The organism is Haemophilus parahaemolyticus, assembly GCF_018373095.1.
Taxonomy (GTDB): Bacteria; Pseudomonadota; Gammaproteobacteria; order Enterobacterales; family Pasteurellaceae; genus Haemophilus_A; species Haemophilus_A parahaemolyticus_A.
This window is the reverse complement of sequence record NZ_JAHAHT010000031.1, coordinates 1-16,891: the sequence shown is the minus strand read 5'-3', so window position 1 is coordinate 16,891 and position 16,891 is coordinate 1. Positions and strand designations below refer to the sequence as shown.

Sequence of the window (16,891 nt, the reverse complement as noted above, 5' to 3'; positions counted from 1 at the left end):
TTCTAATAGGATTTCAGCGCCCATCATGGCATCCAAATTATCCCCGATTTTAACGGTAACTGTTTGCTCTAATGTACCTTGAGGAATTTCAGTTCCTAATTACCAGCTTTGTACGTCGCTTTATGGATGAACACGGCTTCTTAGACATCGAAACCCCAATGCTCACCAAAGCGACTCCAGAAGGGGCTCGTGACTATTTAGTGCCGAGCCGTGTACACAAAGGCAAATTCTATGCGTTGCCACAATCTCCACAACTTTTTAAACAACTACTCATGATGTCGGGCTTCGACCGTTACTATCAAATTGTGAAATGTTTCCGCGATGAAGATCTGCGTGCCGACCGCCAGCCTGAATTTACCCAAATCGATGTAGAAACCTCATTCTTAACCGCTGAAGAAGTGCGTGCCATTATGGAAGAGATGATCCACGGTTTATGGTTAGATCGCTTAAATGTGGATTTAGGCAAATTCCCAATGATGACGTGGCATGAAGCAATGAATCGCTTTGGTTCAGACAAGCCAGATTTACGTAACCCGTTAGAATTAGTTGATGTTGCGGATATTTTAAAAGACGTGGAATTCAAAGTATTCCACGAGCCAGCGAACTCACCAGATGGTCGTGTAACAGTATTACGCGTGCCAAACGGTGCAACTTTAACCCGTAAACAAATTGATGAATACACTCAATTTGTCGGCATTTATGGTGCGAAAGGTTTAGCGTGGGCGAAAATTAACGATGTGAACGCAGGCTCAGAAGGTGTACAAAGCCCCGTGGCAAAATTCTTAAATGAAGAGGTAATCAAAGCATTAATTGCCCGCACCAACGCTCAAACGGGCGATATTTTATTCTTCGGTGCAGACAAATGGCAGGTGGTAACCGACTCAATGGGTGCATTACGCTTAAAAGTGGGTCGTGACTTAAACTTAACTGATTTAAGTGCGTGGAAACCATTATGGGTCATCGACTTCCCAATGTTTGAACGTGATGAAGAGGGCAATCTTTCAGCAATGCACCATCCATTCACTTCACCAAAAGGCTTAACCCCTGAAGAATTGGCAGCAAATCCGGTGAATACGGTAGCGAACGCTTACGATATGGTGATCAACGGCTACGAAGTGGGTGGTGGTTCAGTGCGTATTTTCGACCCGAAAATGCAACAAACCGTGTTCAACATTTTAGGCATTAACGAACAAGAACAACAAGAAAAATTCGGCTTCTTGCTCGACGCATTAAAATTCGGTACACCACCACACGCAGGCTTGGCATTCGGTTTAGACCGCTTGACAATGCTTATCACTGGTACAGAAAACATCCGTGATGTGATTGCCTTCCCGAAAACCACCGCAGCAGCATGTTTAATGACAGAAGCTCCAAGCTATGCAAATCCACAAGCGTTGGAAGAGTTAGCAATTGCAGTGAAAGCGGTGGAAAAAACGGAATAGTTTGCAAATTTTATACTACATAGAATAAAAAATGCTGGGATATGTGAACATCTACCCAGCATTTTTATTAGGAATATCAACTAATGAAGAAAAATAATCAAGAACAATCTGATAATGAAATTCGCCTTGATAAATGGCTTTGGGCAGCACGTTTTTATAAAACACGTTCGATTGCTAAAGCGATGATTGAAGGCGGAAAAGTACATTACAACGGTCAGCGAGCAAAAGTTAGCAAAGCAGTTGAAATTGGAGCGACGCTCAAACTACGCCAAGGTAATGAGGAGAAAGAGATCGTTGTTACTGCACTGAGCGATCAACGTCGTGGTGCACCAGAAGCACAATTACTTTATCAAGAGACAGAAAAAAGTGTAAAACAGCGTGAAGCGATTGCGTTTGCTCGTAAGGCAAATGCCCTTTCGATGCCACATCCAGATCGTCGCCCGAATAAGAAAGAACGCCGAGAGCTAGTCAAATTTAAAGACCATATCTTGTAATTTGCAAAAGCACCTCCATATTGTGTGCAACATACATTCCCCCTTTATGTAAGGGGCTTTTTTATTTTAAGGAACATTATGTACAAACAAGACAACGATAAACTCTATCGATACTTATTCCAAAACCGTGCTGTGCGTGGCGAATGGGTACGCTTAAATGATACTTTTACCAAAACATTAAACACGCATCACTACCCAATCGCGGTACAAAATTTATTAGGTGAGATGTTGGTCGCAACCAGCCTTTTAACCGCTACAATGAAATTTGAAGGCACTATTACCGTGCAAATTCAAGGCGATGGTCCGTTAAAATTAGCGGTCGTAAATGGCAATGAGCAGCAGCAATTACGTGCATTAGCTCGTGTAGAAGGTGAAGTTGCAGAAACAGCCACTCTACACGAAATGATCGGTAATGGTGTGTTGGTTATTTCTATCATTCCAACAGATGGCGAACGCTATCAAGGCGTAATCAGCTTAGATAAACCAACAATTCGTGAATGCTTAGAAGATTATTTTGTGCGTTCTGAGCAGTTACAAACGCATTTAGTAATCCGCACAGGCGAATATGAAGGCACAGCTGTTGCAGGTGGAATGTTGTTGCAAATTATGCCAGACGGCACGGGAACGCCTGAAGATTTCGAGCATTTAGCCACTTTAACTGAAACCGTGAAAGATGAAGAGTTATTCGGCTTGAGCACAGAAGAGTTGCTTTATCGTCTATACCACGAAGAGCACGTGCAAGTTTATGAACCGCAAAATACTGAATTCAAATGTGGCTGCTCACGTGAACGTTCTGGCAATGCGATTTTATTATTGTCAACGGAAGAAATTGAGGAAATGTTAGCCGAAAAAAATGGCGTGATTGATATGCAATGCGAGTGTTGTGGCACGCAATATTTCTTTGATAAAAAAGCGATTGAAGAGTTTAAAGAAGAAGCGGATAAATTAAATCAGTTAGGCTTGTAAAAATCAAAAAATGCTCTATTTCTCTGAATTATTAGCATCTACTAATAAAGAAATAGAGCATTTTTGTTTTTATTGATTATCTTACTTCACCGTCACACGGGCAAATTTACGTTTACCTACTTGGTAAACAAAGGTGCCTTTTTGTGCGTTTTGGCGAACATCATCGACTTTCTCACCATCAATTTTCACTCCACCTTGTTGAGCAGAGCGGATTGCTTCAGAAGTTGATGGCACTAAACCAGTCTCTTTTAATAAGGTAGCTAAGCCAATTTCACCTTCAAAGGTAAATTCTGGCATTTCATCTGGTATCGCACCTTTTTGGAAACGGTTAATGAATTCTTGTTCCGCAGCATTTGCTGCTTCTTCATTGTGGAAACGTGTGATGATTTCTTTTGCGAGTAAAATCTTCACATCACGCGGGTTTTTACCTGCTTCCACGTCCACTTTTAACTGTGCAATTTCTGCAAGCGGTCGGAAAGAGAGTAAATTATACCAATCCCACATTAACTCGTCAGAGATTGACATAATTTTGCCAAACATTTCGCTTGGGGCTTCAGCTACGCCAATATAGTTACCGAGCGATTTCGACATTTTTTTCTCGCCATCTAAACCTACTAAAAGCGGTAAAGTCATTGCCACCTGTGGTTTTTGCCCTGCAGATTTCTGTAATTCACGACCAATCAATAAGTTGAAGGTTTGGTCTGTACCACCGAGTTCCACATCGGCTTCTAATGCTACCGAGTCGTGACCTTGCAATAATGGGTAAATGAACTCGTGGATCGCGATAGATTGTTGATTTGCAAAGCGTTTTTTGAAGTCATCACGCTCAAGCATACGTGCAACAGTGTAATTTGAGGCTAAGCGGATCATTCCTACTGTGCCTAATTCACCCAACCAGTCTGAATTGAACACGATGCGGGTTTTTTGCGGATCTAAAATTTTGAAAATCTGCTCTTTGTAGGTTTCTGCATTTCGTAATACATCTTCACGAGAAAGTGGTGGGCGAGTAGCATTTTTGCCTGAAGGATCGCCCACAGTTGCGGTGAAGTCACCAATTAAGAAGATAACTTCGTGCCCAAAATTTTGGAATTGACGCAGTTTATTTAATACCACCGTGTGACCTAAATGAATATCAGGCGCTGTTGGGTCTGCACCCAGTTTTACACGTAATGGACGGTTTTCTTTAAGTTTTTCGATTAAATCGGCTTCGGAGTAAATATCTTCTACACCACGCTTAAGCTCGGCAAGAATCGTTTCGATTGATTGGCTCATAATATTCCTTAAAATAGGCTGAAAAATGATTCTATTATAACGGCTTTGAAAAAAAAAATGAAAAAAAACACCGTATTTTGTGGGGAAATACGGCGTAAAGAGTTGGAGTGATTACCTATTATTATTATTTGGAATTTCTGCAAATAATAATGATTATCATCAAGTTAGTCAAGAAATTTATAAATAAAAATAATTCTCAAATAATTGACTGATTAAAAAATAGACTGAACTCTGTTTTTGAAAGCAATTTTCATTGCAAAATGAAAAAAAAATCCAACATACTTCTCATTTTTGAATATTGGTTGCTGATCTTCGTTGCATAAATCAGTAAAGTATCATCATCAATTTAGGAAATTATAAAATGAATACTTTTTATTCACTTGAGCCAAAGCAGTCGGTTATAAAATTACTCCAAATCACCGACCCACATCTTTTCTCTGATGTCACAAAAGATCTGCTTGGCGTTAATACGCACGCAAGTTTTCAAGCTGTATTAGATGAAATCCAAGCAGAGATGCAAACACAAGCGGTTGATTTTGATGCAATTTTAGCAACAGGTGATTTAATCCAAGATCATCAATTTGAAGGTTATTTGCATTTTGCTGAGATGATTCGACCGCTTGCAAAGCCTGTATTTTGGCTAGAAGGCAATCACGACCAGCAACCACAAATGAGCTTGTTGTTAGGCAAGTTTGATTATATTCGCCCCGAAAAACAGATTTTTGCAGGCGATCATTGGCAGATTTTAATGCTCAACAGCCAAGTTGCTGCTGCCCCGAGTGGCTATTTGTCTAAAGGGCAATTGGCGTGGCTTAATCAAAAGTTGAGCGAAAATCCTGAACGCTTCACGCTGGTGGTATTGCACCACAATATTTTGTGTACCCACTCAGCGTGGTTAGATCAACACAGCCTTAAAAATAGCGATACATTGGCAGAAATTTTAGCACTTTACCCGAATGTAAAAGCGATTTTACACGGGCATATTCATCAAGAAGTAGATGCGATTTGGAATGGTATCCGCATTCTTTCCACGCCTTCCACTTGTATTCAATTTAAGCCAAATTGCGATGATTTTACCTTAGATAATCTCCCACAAGGTTGGCGAGAGCTTTTCTTGTTTGAGGATGGACGCATTGAAACGGAAGTCAAGCGGTTAAAAACGCAAGCGTTTTTACCAAATTTTGAAGCAACTGGTTACTAATCTTGAAGGGCTTTTGCCAATGTCAAAAGCCCTAGACTCAATTACATCACATCCACACGCTTATTCACGAGCTTAGTAATCACATTACCAATCGATTCTTCCATCTGTAAGCCAATGCGTTTGGTCAGATTTTTCTTCTCTTTATATTTGATTTCAATAATTTTTTTGTTTTCAACTGCTTTCACAAGTAAATCATCACTGGTTGAAATCTCATCAATCAAATTCAACTCAAGTGCTTGCTTGCCGAACCAGTGCTCTCCCGTTGCAATTTTTTCAATATCTAATTGTGGGCGGTTCTCACGCACAAATTGCTTGAATAACTGGTGGGTTTCCTCTAACTCTTGTTGGAATTTTTGTTTACCTTTTTCGGTGTTTTCCCCCATAAAAGTCACAGTACGTTTAAATTCGCCCGCCGTCATTACATCTACATCGACATCGTGTTTTTTGAGCAAGCGGTGAATGTTTGGCACTTCAGCCACTACGCCCACAGAACCGATAATCGCAAAAGGTGCAGAAACAATTTTATTCGCGACACATGCCATCATATAGCCTCCACTTGCAGCAACTTTATCGACGGCTACGGTCAGCGGAATATTACGCTCACGCAAGCGTTGTAATTGAGAAGCCGCTAATCCATAGCCATGTACAACACCGCCAGGGCTTTCGAGTTTAAGCAACACTTCATCTTCTGGTTTCGCAATCGAAATCACAGCAGTAATTTCTCGGCGTAAAGCATTAACAGCGTGAGCGTGCACATCTCCATTAAAATCTAATACGAATAAGCGAGATTTTTGCTCTTCTGTAGGTTTTTTCTCGCCCTCTTTTAAGCGTTTTTTCTCTGCCTTCGCTTTGGCTTTCGCCTCTTTTTTCTCAGCTTTCTCTTTTTGTTTTAGCGCTTCTTCGCTGAGAAAAAACGCTTCAAGTGACTCTTTCTCTTCTTTGTATTTTTCAGAAAAATCGGTTAGTACAATCGTGCCGTTTTCTGGGTGTTTTTTGCTTTCTAAAATAATCATCACGATTACAGCAACCACGCCGAAGATAGTGAGAAGTTCTAATAAGAAAATGCCGTAGTTAAGTAAAATTTCTTTCCACATTGAAATAGGTTCCTTTGTTAATGGGTAAAATGATGAATAAATTTGACCGCTTGTTATTCATTATTTAGCGTCTTTACATTATGAATGATTTTGAGATCTTTTCAAATAGAGGCTTAAAATCAAATATTTCATCTGCTAAATGGCGCGAAAAATTGCCGAAAAGCGGTTGATTTCTTTGAACGATTTACCGATAATTTGGAGAAGCCCACCAAAAGAGAACAATATGCAAACCGAATCCGCCAGCTCGCTTTACCATAAAGCGACTATCTTTATTATTTCCGCTTACTTCAGCATCACGTTAATGAACGTATTTGTGAAAACTGCCTCTGATACAATGCCAGCCAGTGAAACGCTGTTTTCTCGTTTCTTAATCGGTTTGCTGTTTTTACTACCGTTTATGATTAAAGATAAAGATTTCAAAGTTGAAACGAGCCAATGGAAATTTTTAGTTCTGCGTAACTTGGCAGGTGTGGGCAGTATGCTAATTAATTTCTACGTAGTGAAATTTCTCCCACTTTCGATTTCAGTTTTATTGATGAACACATCAGCTCTGTTTGTGCCAATTTTATTGCTTTTTTTCCATGAAAAAACACCGCTTAATGTGTTAGGGTTAAGTTTGATAGGTTTTACTGGCGTATCGATTATTCTGCTTTCTAACCAAAATGACTCATTTGAACCAATTTATGTGCTGATTGGTTTAGGTGGTGCAATATTGGCAGCGATGGCGTTTATTAGCTTGCAAGAGTTGAATAAACACAATTCACCGAAAAATATCGTGTTCTACTTCCATTTAATCGGTACGCTGTTACTGCCAATGTTCTTTATTCATCAATGGAAAATACCTGACTTATATGAATTGGGCTTGTTACTGTTAGTGAGTGGATTTGGTTTAGTTTTCCAACTTCTTCTCACCCGTGCATTCAAACACGCTCCTGCGAATGTGATTGTGCCTTTTGCCTTTACGGGCGTGATATTCTCAAGTATTTTTGATTGGTTAATTTGGGATCACGCTCCGAGTGCATTCTTCTGGATTGGAGCTGTAATGATTGTGGTTTCCGTAAGTTGGTTGGCGAAAGTAAGAAAAGCAAAATAACGGAATAGCAAATAAGATGATTAATCCCATAACTATACCACATAAATGAAAAAGCCTATTTTCGATAATCATTCGCTTGCTGCAACAACACTTGACTCTCTTTTAAAAATTGTTCTGAATAATCTCCAAACCAGTGATGTACCTTTTCAAAAGCTTGAATAAAGCCCGCCCTATCTTTTTCTTCAAAGAATTTTAAGCTCTGTTCAAAGGTTGCTTTTAATGATTGAATTGTCGTTAAATTTTCAGGTTTATCCGAAATAATATCCGCATACAACGCCCCATCTTGAGCAAATAAACGCCCTATCATCGCAAGTTCTAAACGGTAAATAGGAGAAGAAAGTGCTAATAGCTGTTCAAGTTTTATCGGCTGCTCTGATAAATGTAGCCCAAACATAAAAGTCGAAAAGTGGCGCAGTGCTTGGATATAAGTCATTGCGTGATCGTGCTCTTTGGCATCAATCACCTCAATTTTCGCCCCCCAGATTTTAATCTGTTCTAACAGCCATTCATACTGCTCCGCTCCACGCCCATGGCAGCAAACTACCACTTGCTTAGCTAAACTTTGCGTATCTGGACCAAACATTGGGTGAAGCCCAACCACTGCTCCTTGATGCACTTTTAACATTTTTTGCAACGGTTGAGCTTTTACTGAAGTGAGATCAGCTAAAATCATCTTTTCAGTTAAGAAAGGTTGCAAGCGCTCAATCGTTTCTAGCGTTTTATTGATTGGCACACAAACAAGTACCAAATCAGCCCCCGCCAAAATGGTTTCAGCTTGAACCCAATCATTTTGATCAAGGCTTACCACTTGGTAGCCCGACAAACTCAGAAAGCGGTTAAATAATCGCCCTAATTTGCCAAGTCCACCCACAATCACGATCTTTTGAATATTCGGATTCACTTGCTTAAAGCCGTGTTTGTTCTCGTTGGCATAGGATTCTCGCATCACGCGTCTGAGTACATCCTCAATCAGATCCGCAGGTACGCCTTGCATTTCAGCTTCGGTTCTGCGAGCTTCAATCATCGCTTTTTCACGCTCTGGTGCATAGACGGGAATGCCGTGTTCCGACTTCACTTTTCCCACTTCCGCCACTAATTTTAAACGTTCAGAAAGTAAGTCTATCAACTCACGATCAACCTGATCAATTTTTTCGCGTAAAGGGTTTAATGGCATAATTTATCCTTGATGTTATGTTTATTATTATTTACTTATTGTAAATCAAAAATTACAGATAAATTACCTATTTATTGCCAAGATTTCAACTACTTTTTGCTTCACACTTTCTACCGAAATTCTTGCCATTAAATTCTCACCTGTTTTGGATTTCGCTTTAGTTGCCCAAGGAAGTGCTTGCCACGGTTTACCGTAATAAGTTTGCACTACTTCATCATAAACAGAAATCACATTTTGCTGATCATTGTAAGGTGCAGTACGACGCGGATTGTGAATCGCATAAAGCCCTATCACAGGTGTGCCTTGAATACTTGCAATGTGGGCTGAGCCAGTGTCAGGCGAAATCACTAGATCTGCTAATTTTAAGAGGGCAGCAAGCTCTTTTAGCGACGTTTTCCCTACCAAATTCTGCACATTCGGGGCAAGTTGCTGAATACAAGCGGTCATTTCCAGTTCACGTTTTGCAGGCGAACCAACCAAAATCACGTTGATGTTTTGTGCTATCAACCAATTCGCAATGTCAGCATAACGCTCTATTAACCAATCTTTTTCTGCCTTGCTGGAACAAGGAGAAATCACCACATTTTTACGCATTGGATCAAGCCACTGTTTCGCTTTTTCAACCGTTTCCGCAGGAATTGGCAATTGCCATTTTGGGGTTAAATCAGTTACGCCAATCGCTTTGGCAAACATCATCTGCCCATCTAACACGTGCGGCGATGTGGTTTGTTCCACCTTTTGATTGGTAAAAAGCCACTGCATTTCACGGGCTCGATCTTTGTTAAACCCCATTTTTTTATCCGCTTTAATGCCAAGTGAAAGAATAGAAGCTCGAAATGCAGTTTGCATATTAAGCAGAAAATCAAACCGCTTGTGGGCAAGCTGTTTCCAAATTGTAAAGATATTTTTCCAGCTAGATTTTTTATCAAACGGAATTAACGTCACATTAGGGAGATCTTGCATCAGCATTGCTTCAGTTTTACCAATAATCCAAGTAATTTCTGCATCGGGATATTGGCGTTGAATAGCTTGCACGACAGCAAGGGTATGGCAGACATCGCCAATCGCAGAGAGGCGAAGAATGCAGAGGGATAGGGGATTTTTCATATAGTATAAATTATATTTACATAGAGAATAAGACTCTATCCGAAAATTCTAATAATTTTCTCCACCCTCTCCCACAAGGGAAGAGGGAATATAGTGATTACTCCACCACAAAACACGCAATTTTTCTACCATCTGGGTAGTTTTTCAATTGCGGTTGTTCCACTCGGCAGCGGTCGGTTGCAAAGCGGCAACGGGCGTGGAAGGCACAGCCCTTTGGTGGATTAAGTGGACTTGGTAATTCGCCAGTGAGTTTAATTCGCTCACGGCGATCAACTTCGTTTAATCTTGGTGTTGCTGAAAGCAGTGCTTGTGTATATGGATGTTTTGGCTCAGCAAAAATCTGTTTCACCTCGCCTTGCTCCACACAACGCCCTAAATACATCACCATCACTTCATCTGCGATATGTTCCACCACAGAAAGATCGTGCGAGATAAAGACATAAGAGAGCCCCATCTCTTCTTGCAGATCCATCATTAAATTGAGCACTTGAGCACGCACGGAAACATCCAATGCTGAAACAGGTTCATCCGCCACAACAATATCAGGCTCTAACATTAAACCGCGTGCAATTGCAATACGCTGGCGTTGCCCGCCTGAAAACATATGTGGATAGCGGTCGTAGAACTCAGGCTTTAAGCCCACTTTTGCCATCATATCCAACACTTTCGCCTTGCGTTCTTTTGCCGAAAGTGAGGTATTAATTAGCAACGGCTCTTCTAAAATTGACCCCACTTTTTTGCGAGGATTGAGCGAGCTATACGGATTTTGGAACACAATTTGAATTTTACGACGACGAAGCGTTGCCGTCTCCTTATCATTTTCCAGAAAGTTGTGACCGTTGTAAAAAAGCTCGCCTTCGGTCGGATGTTCAATCATCGTGAGCATTCGCCCAAGGGTTGATTTCCCACAGCCTGATTCGCCTACTACCGCTAGGGTTTTGCCTCGCTCAAGCGTGAAAGAAACACCATCTACCGCTTTCACCATTTTTGGTTTTGCAAATACCCCTTTCTTCACGGGATAATATTTTTTTAAGTTAATCGCATCAAGAAGCGGTGCGTTTTCGTGATTTTTTTGCATATTTTCCTCTCCTTGATTAGCTTGGTAAGCCTTGTGCATTAAGTGGCGTATGGCATTTCACTTGACGCCCATTGATTTGCACCAATGCTGGCTCAATGCTACGGCATTTTTCTGTTGCATACGGGCAGCGCGGGTTAAGCAAGCAGCCTTGCGGACGGTCATATTTACCAGGCACAACACCAGGCAACGACTGCAAGCGTGATTTCCCTTCGGCAAATTCAGGCAAGGCTTTGAGCAAGGCTTGCGTATATGGGTGAAGCGGCGATTTAAAAATCTCTTCCGCACGCCCTTCTTCTACCACTTGCCCTGCGTACATCACAATGATCCGATGTGCCGATTCCGCTACCAATGCCAGATCATGTGTAATTAAAATCAACGCCATATTCTCTTTACGTTGTAATTCAAGCAGTAAATCAATAATTTGGGCTTGAATGGTTACATCTAATGCAGTGGTTGGCTCATCGGCAATCAATAATTTCGGATTACACGCAATCGCCATCGCAATCATCACACGCTGGCTCATCCCACCCGAAAGCTGATGTGGATAAACCTCCAAGCGTGATTTTGGATCAGGAATGCCCACTAAAGAGAGCAACTCAATCGCACGCTCACGGCGAGCCGCTTTGCTCCCACCTTGATGCACTTTGAGGGCTTCCATAATTTGATAGCCCACGGTATAACTTGGATTAAGGCTAGTCATCGCATCTTGGAAAATCATTGCGATATCAGCCCCCACAATTTTTTGCTTCTCTTTCGGTTTTAGAGCAAGTAAATCATTTTGGTTAAAGTGCAATTTCTCAGCCGTTACACGACCAGGGAAGTCAATCAAGCCCATAATTGCAAGCGAACTAACTGATTTCCCCGAACCAGACTCACCCACAATACCAAGTACTTCGCCTTCATTTACTGTATAACTTACACGATCCACCGCTTTGAATGGGGCTTTTTCATCTCCAAAAGAAACGGAAAGATTTTCAACAGTTAATAAACTCATTTTTGCCCCCTATTGTTTTAATTTTGGATCGAGAGCATCACGTAAGCCGTCGCCCATCAAGTTAAAGGCTAATACAAGCGATAAAATCGCTAAGCCTGGAATGGTAACAAGCCAGTTCGCTGATTGCATAAAACCACGTGATTCTGCCAACATTGTACCCAGTTCTGGTGTCGGTGGCTGTGCACCGATGCCTAAGAAGCCAAGTGCAGCAAGCTCTAAAATCGCATTAGAAATCCCCATTGTCATTTGAACAATTAAGGGGGCAAGGCAGTTTGGCAAAATCACAACAAACATCAATCGCCACACATTCGCCCCAGCCACACGGCTTGCCACTACGTAATCACGGTTTTTCTCATTCATTACCGAAGCACGGGTTAAACGTACGTAACTTGGAATGGACACAATCGCAATCGCAATCGCTGCGTTAATCAGTGAAGGCCCGAGAATCGTCACCACACCAATGGTTAATAACAAGCTTGGAATAGCGAGCATAATATCAACCAAACGCATAATTAAAATATCGAGCGTGCCGCCATAGTAGCCTGCAAGTAAGCCTAAAATCACGCCTAACACGCAAGACATCACGACAATCAGCAAACCAATAAAAACAGAAAGTCTTGCCCCATAAATAATACGAGAAAGCATATCACGACCGATATCATCTGTACCTAAAGCATAGGCTGAATTACCGCCCTCAAACCACATTGGCGGTAAAAGTAAAGCTGAGCGGTTTTGCTCAATAGGGTCAAAAGGGGCAACCCAGCTTGCGAAAATAGCTGCAAAAAGCACGATTAAAATAAAGATAAACCCAATTACCGCCCCGCGGTTTTGACTAAAGTAATAGACAAACTCTTGGAAAGGTGTTTTCGGCATTGGGGCTGTTACTGTCGTTGAAGACATTGTTCACTCCTCTCTTCTAAGTATTTCGAATACGTGGATTGACCACACCATAAATCAAGTCAACCAGTAAATTCACAAGAATGATGATAGTTGCAATAATCAACACCGAACCTTGTAACACAGGGTAATCTCGGGCGTTAATCGCCTCAATTACCCATTTACCAATACCAGGCCAAGAGAAAATATTTTCGGTTAATACCGCCCCTGAGAGCAACTGCCCCACAATTAATCCCACTACTGTTACGACAGGAATTAACGCATTACGCAGTGCATGTACAAACACGATACGAGTAGTATTTAAGCCTTTTGCTTTTGCAGTACGAATATAATCTTCGCCCAATACTTCAAGCATTGAAGAGCGGGTCATTCGCGTAATAACTGCAAGTGGAATAGTGCCAAGCACAACAGCAGGCAAAATCAGCGATTTAATTGCCGCTAAAAATGCACCAGGTTCGTCCGATTGCCACGTGTCAATCAACATAAATCCCGTGTTGGTTTCAATCCAATATTCTGACGGTAAACGTCCTGACGCAGGCAAACCGAGTGGCGTTGAAACATAGAGAATTAAAATTAAGCCCCACCAGAAAATCGGCATTGAATAGCCTGTAAGGGAAAGTGTGGTTACAATGTGCGAGATCCACGAATTTTTCTTCACTGCCGCAATCACACCAAGAAAAATCCCAATCACTAAAGACCAAAGCAAGGCAAAGAATGCAAGCTCAACCGTCGCGGGGAAAAGAGTAAAAAACTCCTTGAGAACTGGCTCATTATTACGGAATGAATTGCCTAAATCACCATGGAAAATCCCTTTAATATAGTTGAAATATTGTTCAGGTAAGGGTAAATCCAAGCCGAGTTGAGACATCATTTGGGCGTGCACAGCTGGATCAAGCCCACGCTCGCCCATTCGAATTTCAATGGGATCACCAGGGATAAGATGCACCAACGCAAAAGTAATTAAGGTAATCGCAATAAATGTAGGAATCACCATTAAAATACGTTTTAAAATAAATGAAAACATAAATAGATAATATAAGTAAATTTTGGGAAGATTTTGACTGCTTGTATCTCCTCTCTCTGCTTGGAATTGCCTTACGCAATTCCAAGCTATCCCACAAGAGAAGGGAATGAAAGAGAGAATCAGCAGAATTATTTATCTGCTAAATCTACGTGGTAGAAGTTGTGCAAGCTAAATGGACTGATAGTATAACCTGTTACTTCTTTACGCACAGGGAAGTAGGTGGTTGAGTGAGCTATGGTTACCCAAGGTGCTTGTTCTTTGAACAATACTTGTGCTTGTTTATAAAGTTCTACACGTTTTTCGTGATCAGTAATTTGAGCTGCTTCTGTCACTAATTTATCAAACTCTGCATTACAGAATTTCGAATAGTTAGAACCTTGTTTCACCGCTGCACAGCTTAATAGGGTATTTAAGAAGTTATCTGGATCACCATTATCACCGTTCCATCCCATCATACCTGTTGGATCTTCACCATTACGCAAGCGTTTAAGGTATTCACCCCATTCATAGCTCACAATTTTCGCATTCACACCCACTTTTTTCCAATCTTCTTGGATAAGCTCAGCCATACGACGTGCATTTGGATTATAAGGACGGCTTACTGGCATTGCCCAGATTTCTGTATCAAAACCATTCGGGAATCCCGCCTCAGCTAATAATGCTTTAGCTTTTTCAGGGCTATAATCATAATCTTTTACCGCATCGTTATAGCTCCACATTGTTGGTGGAATTGGATTTTTTGCTTTCTCACCAGAGCCTTGGTAAACAGAGCTAATAATCGCATCTTTATTGATAGCGTGATTTAATGCCTGGCGCACTTTTTGATTATCAAACGGTTTTTTCTCGGTATTGAAATGTAAGTAACCAATGTTTAACCCTGGACTTGTCATCAAGTTAATGTTCGGATCTTTTTTCAGCGTTTCAATATCTGCAGGGTTTGGATAAGGTGCAGCGTGGCATTCACCTTTTTGGATTTTCGCTAAACGAACCGAAGCATCTGGAGTGATCGAGAATACCAAGCGGTCAATTTTTGCTTTCCCTTCCCAATATTCAGGGAATGCTTTATATCTAATACTTGAATCTTTTTGATAATCTACAAATTGGAACGGGCCAGTACCAATTGGATCGTTATCCACTTTTTCAGGTGTTCCCACTTTTAGCATTTGCTCTGCATATTCAGCCGAGAAAATTGCAGCAAAATCCATTGCCACATTCGATAAGAATGGTGCATTTGGCACTTTTAGACTAATTTTCACTGTGTAATCATCTACTTTTTCTACTTTATCAATGATATTTGGCATATCCATACCAATAAAGTATTCATAGTTTCCACCCGAAACTTTGTGATATGGGTGGTTTGGATCTAATTGACGATTGAATGAAAACAACACATCATCCGCATTGAAATCACGTGTTGGTTTGAAATTTTTATTGCTGTGGAATTTGACACCTTTACGTAAATAGAAAGTATAAGTTTTGCCATCTTCAGACACATCCCACTTCTCTGCTAATGAAGGTATAACATTTGTTGTACCTGGTTCAAAAGTAGTGAGCATATTGAAAATAGTTTGTCCTGTTGCATCAAAGGTTAAACCATCTGTCGCAAATTGTGGGTTAAAGTGCGTTGGAGAAAGCTCTGCACAATAAACAAAGGTTTTTGGTGCAGCAAGTACGGTTGTTGAAGCAAAAACCAAGCTTAATAAAGAGAGTTTAGCGAGTTTTTTCATAAAGGCTCCTGATGTTGTGAGTTATTGTTTTAGTAGAATTCTTTGAATATACAAGTTTTTGGCAGAACATCAAGAGGAAAAAAGCAAAAAGCGGTAAGATTTTAAGGGAATTTTGCGAAATGGCTAAATGGAAGAGATGAAATAGCCTTGTATTTAGAATACAAGGCTATTTAACTAGAACATATTTATATATGCATTTAGGAAAATTATTCTTCTTCAAGGTATTTAAATAACTCATTAGCCGTTTCTAAAACCGCTTTGTAATCCTCTCCAAATAAGAAATCAATTTTATTAATATTATCTTCAACTTCTTCAATAGAAAGATCTAAAAACTCACTTGAGACACTCGAACTAAGATCTTGAAATTCATCATAATCTCCAAGATGAACTTCGCTTTCTATACCTACATTAATCATTTCAGCAATGAGTTTTGCTATATTTGCTGGGTCTGGAACTTCAAAATATTCAGTGACAGAATATAACTCTTTAAATTCTTCCATTATATTTTCCCTTATTCCGTTGTAATTAAATAGACTTTGTTTAAACAGCTATCAAACACATCAATATCAATAACTTTTCGATCTAACGATGAAATAAAATCATCTAAACGTCTTTTTCCTTCATCTTTTATTTCATCACTATGTGGACCACAAAAAACAATCATTCTTTATCTTTAAATAGTCATAAATATCAGAGTAATTTGTGAAAAATAAAAATTCCTGATCACTTTCTGGATAATCTCTAGCACTTTCAAGTGCCCCTGACCAGCTACTAAGATGAGTAGTTTTATCACTTACTTTAATTTTAGTCCTTACACTTGTTGTTACAATACTTTCAACACTAGCCCAAAAACTAATTGATTTAAGAAAATAAAAAACTGCAGCCTTAGATTGAAAAGTTGCAATTCTTTCCGCCCCACGAACATTTGCTTCAATAATAACCATCGTGTTTCCTTATATATTTAATTGTTACGCAAGATATTTTACTTGTTATGTCAATAACAAGTAAAAGCAGTATACTGCTTTTAAAATTTAAGATTTTTACAGAGGGCTAAAATCGATCCTACGAGAAGAAATGAATAAAATAAGAGAGGAAAATGGAGATAAAAAAGCGTAAGGTGGTTGCACAGTTTCAAAGAAGGCGTGCAACTTTGGTACATCAAGATGCATCCTACAATAAAAAACAAAAACCCCGTACCTTACGATACGGGGTTATTCGCTTTCGCTTTAAATTCAATCTGGCGATGCCCTACTCTCACATGGGGAAACCCCACACTACCATCGGCATTACGGCATTTTACTTCTGAGTTCGGAATGGAGTCAGGTAGA

16 protein-coding genes, 1 rRNA gene and 1 pseudogene are annotated in these 16,891 nt (G+C 40.3%); 5 read left to right on the top strand and 13 right to left on the bottom strand.

Annotated elements, in window-relative coordinates:
* The coding region (locus tag KH943_RS10140) for a hypothetical protein (protein ID WP_368493491.1) at window positions 1-87 on the bottom strand (87 nt) is incomplete at its 3' end.
* 11 nt (window positions 88-98) lie between these two features.
* On the opposite strand from KH943_RS10140, the pseudogene aspS reads away from it, so the two are divergent.
* The 3 genes and pseudogenes from aspS to hslO all read left to right on the top strand — a co-directional run.
* Window positions 99-1,442 (top strand): annotated as a pseudogene (gene aspS / locus KH943_RS04910) (aspartate--tRNA ligase); the annotation flags it as partial.
* A gap of 83 nt (window positions 1,443-1,525) precedes the next feature.
* Window positions 1,526-1,936: a ribosome-associated heat shock protein Hsp15 gene (hslR, locus tag KH943_RS04905; protein ID WP_304108383.1), complete on the top strand. Its 411-nt coding sequence runs from the start codon at window positions 1,526-1,528 to the stop codon at window positions 1,934-1,936.
* Window positions 1,937-2,011: 75 nt separating this feature from the next.
* On the top strand, window positions 2,012-2,902 hold the full coding sequence (gene hslO, locus KH943_RS04900; protein ID WP_304108389.1) for an Hsp33 family molecular chaperone HslO: 891 nt from the start codon (window positions 2,012-2,014) through the stop codon (window positions 2,900-2,902).
* Window positions 2,903-2,983: 81 nt separating this feature from the next.
* On the opposite strand, the gene tyrS is transcribed toward hslO, so the two are convergent.
* Entirely contained in the window at window positions 2,984-4,174 is a 1,191-nt protein-coding gene (tyrS, locus tag KH943_RS04895) for a tyrosine--tRNA ligase (protein ID WP_304108381.1), read from the bottom strand.
* 361 nt (window positions 4,175-4,535) lie between these two features.
* Here tyrS and cpdA point away from each other — a divergent pair, with 361 nt between their 5' ends.
* Window positions 4,536-5,375 carry a 3',5'-cyclic-AMP phosphodiesterase gene (gene cpdA, locus KH943_RS04890; RefSeq protein ID WP_304108379.1) on the top strand — a complete coding sequence of 280 codons (840 nt, stop codon included), beginning with the start codon at window positions 4,536-4,538 and terminating at the stop codon, window positions 5,373-5,375.
* A 41-nt stretch (window positions 5,376-5,416) separates the two neighbouring features.
* On the opposite strand, the gene sohB is transcribed toward cpdA, so the two are convergent.
* Complete coding sequence (sohB, locus tag KH943_RS04885; protein WP_304108376.1) at window positions 5,417-6,469, bottom strand: protease SohB; 1,053 nt, start codon at window positions 6,467-6,469, stop codon at window positions 5,417-5,419.
* Window positions 6,470-6,692: 223 nt separating this feature from the next.
* On the opposite strand from sohB, the gene KH943_RS04880 reads away from it, so the two are divergent.
* A complete protein-coding gene (locus KH943_RS04880; RefSeq protein ID WP_304108374.1) occupies window positions 6,693-7,562 on the top strand; it encodes a DMT family transporter in 870 nt (289 codons plus the stop codon).
* Window positions 7,563-7,617: 55 nt separating this feature from the next.
* Here KH943_RS04880 and tyrA read toward each other — a convergent pair whose 3' ends face one another.
* The 10 genes from tyrA to rrf form a co-directional block, all read right to left on the bottom strand.
* Window positions 7,618-8,739: a bifunctional chorismate mutase/prephenate dehydrogenase gene (tyrA, locus tag KH943_RS04875; protein ID WP_304108386.1), complete on the bottom strand. Its 1,122-nt coding sequence runs from the start codon at window positions 8,737-8,739 to the stop codon at window positions 7,618-7,620.
* Window positions 8,740-8,799: 60 nt separating this feature from the next.
* Window positions 8,800-9,843, bottom strand: a complete 1,044-nt coding sequence (locus tag KH943_RS04870; protein ID WP_304108372.1) for a glycosyltransferase family 9 protein — start codon at window positions 9,841-9,843, stop codon at window positions 8,800-8,802.
* A 97-nt stretch (window positions 9,844-9,940) separates the two neighbouring features.
* The gene (locus KH943_RS04865) at window positions 9,941-10,921 is read right to left on the bottom strand and encodes a peptide ABC transporter ATP-binding protein (protein ID WP_304108369.1); all 981 of its coding nucleotides are present in this window, start codon (window positions 10,919-10,921) and stop codon (window positions 9,941-9,943) included.
* Between the two features lie 16 nt (window positions 10,922-10,937).
* Window positions 10,938-11,915 carry a dipeptide ABC transporter ATP-binding protein gene (gene dppD / locus KH943_RS04860; RefSeq protein ID WP_304108366.1) on the bottom strand — a complete coding sequence of 326 codons (978 nt, stop codon included), beginning with the start codon at window positions 11,913-11,915 and terminating at the stop codon, window positions 10,938-10,940.
* 9 nt (window positions 11,916-11,924) lie between these two features.
* Complete coding sequence (locus KH943_RS04855; RefSeq protein ID WP_119221937.1) at window positions 11,925-12,815, bottom strand: ABC transporter permease subunit; 891 nt, start codon at window positions 12,813-12,815, stop codon at window positions 11,925-11,927.
* A 16-nt stretch (window positions 12,816-12,831) separates the two neighbouring features.
* On the bottom strand, window positions 12,832-13,836 hold the full coding sequence (locus KH943_RS04850) for an ABC transporter permease subunit (protein WP_304108362.1): 1,005 nt from the start codon (window positions 13,834-13,836) through the stop codon (window positions 12,832-12,834).
* A 128-nt stretch (window positions 13,837-13,964) separates the two neighbouring features.
* The gene (locus tag KH943_RS04845; RefSeq protein ID WP_304108359.1) at window positions 13,965-15,563 is read right to left on the bottom strand and encodes an ABC transporter substrate-binding protein; all 1,599 of its coding nucleotides are present in this window, start codon (window positions 15,561-15,563) and stop codon (window positions 13,965-13,967) included.
* Between the two features lie 206 nt (window positions 15,564-15,769).
* Window positions 15,770-16,063: a hypothetical protein gene (locus tag KH943_RS04840; RefSeq protein ID WP_304108356.1), complete on the bottom strand. Its 294-nt coding sequence runs from the start codon at window positions 16,061-16,063 to the stop codon at window positions 15,770-15,772.
* A gap of 138 nt (window positions 16,064-16,201) precedes the next feature.
* On the bottom strand, window positions 16,202-16,507 hold the full coding sequence (locus KH943_RS04835; protein ID WP_304108353.1) for a hypothetical protein: 306 nt from the start codon (window positions 16,505-16,507) through the stop codon (window positions 16,202-16,204).
* Between the two features lie 291 nt (window positions 16,508-16,798).
* Window positions 16,799-16,891: ribosomal RNA gene (gene rrf / locus KH943_RS10210) — 5S ribosomal RNA — on the bottom strand; the annotation flags it as partial.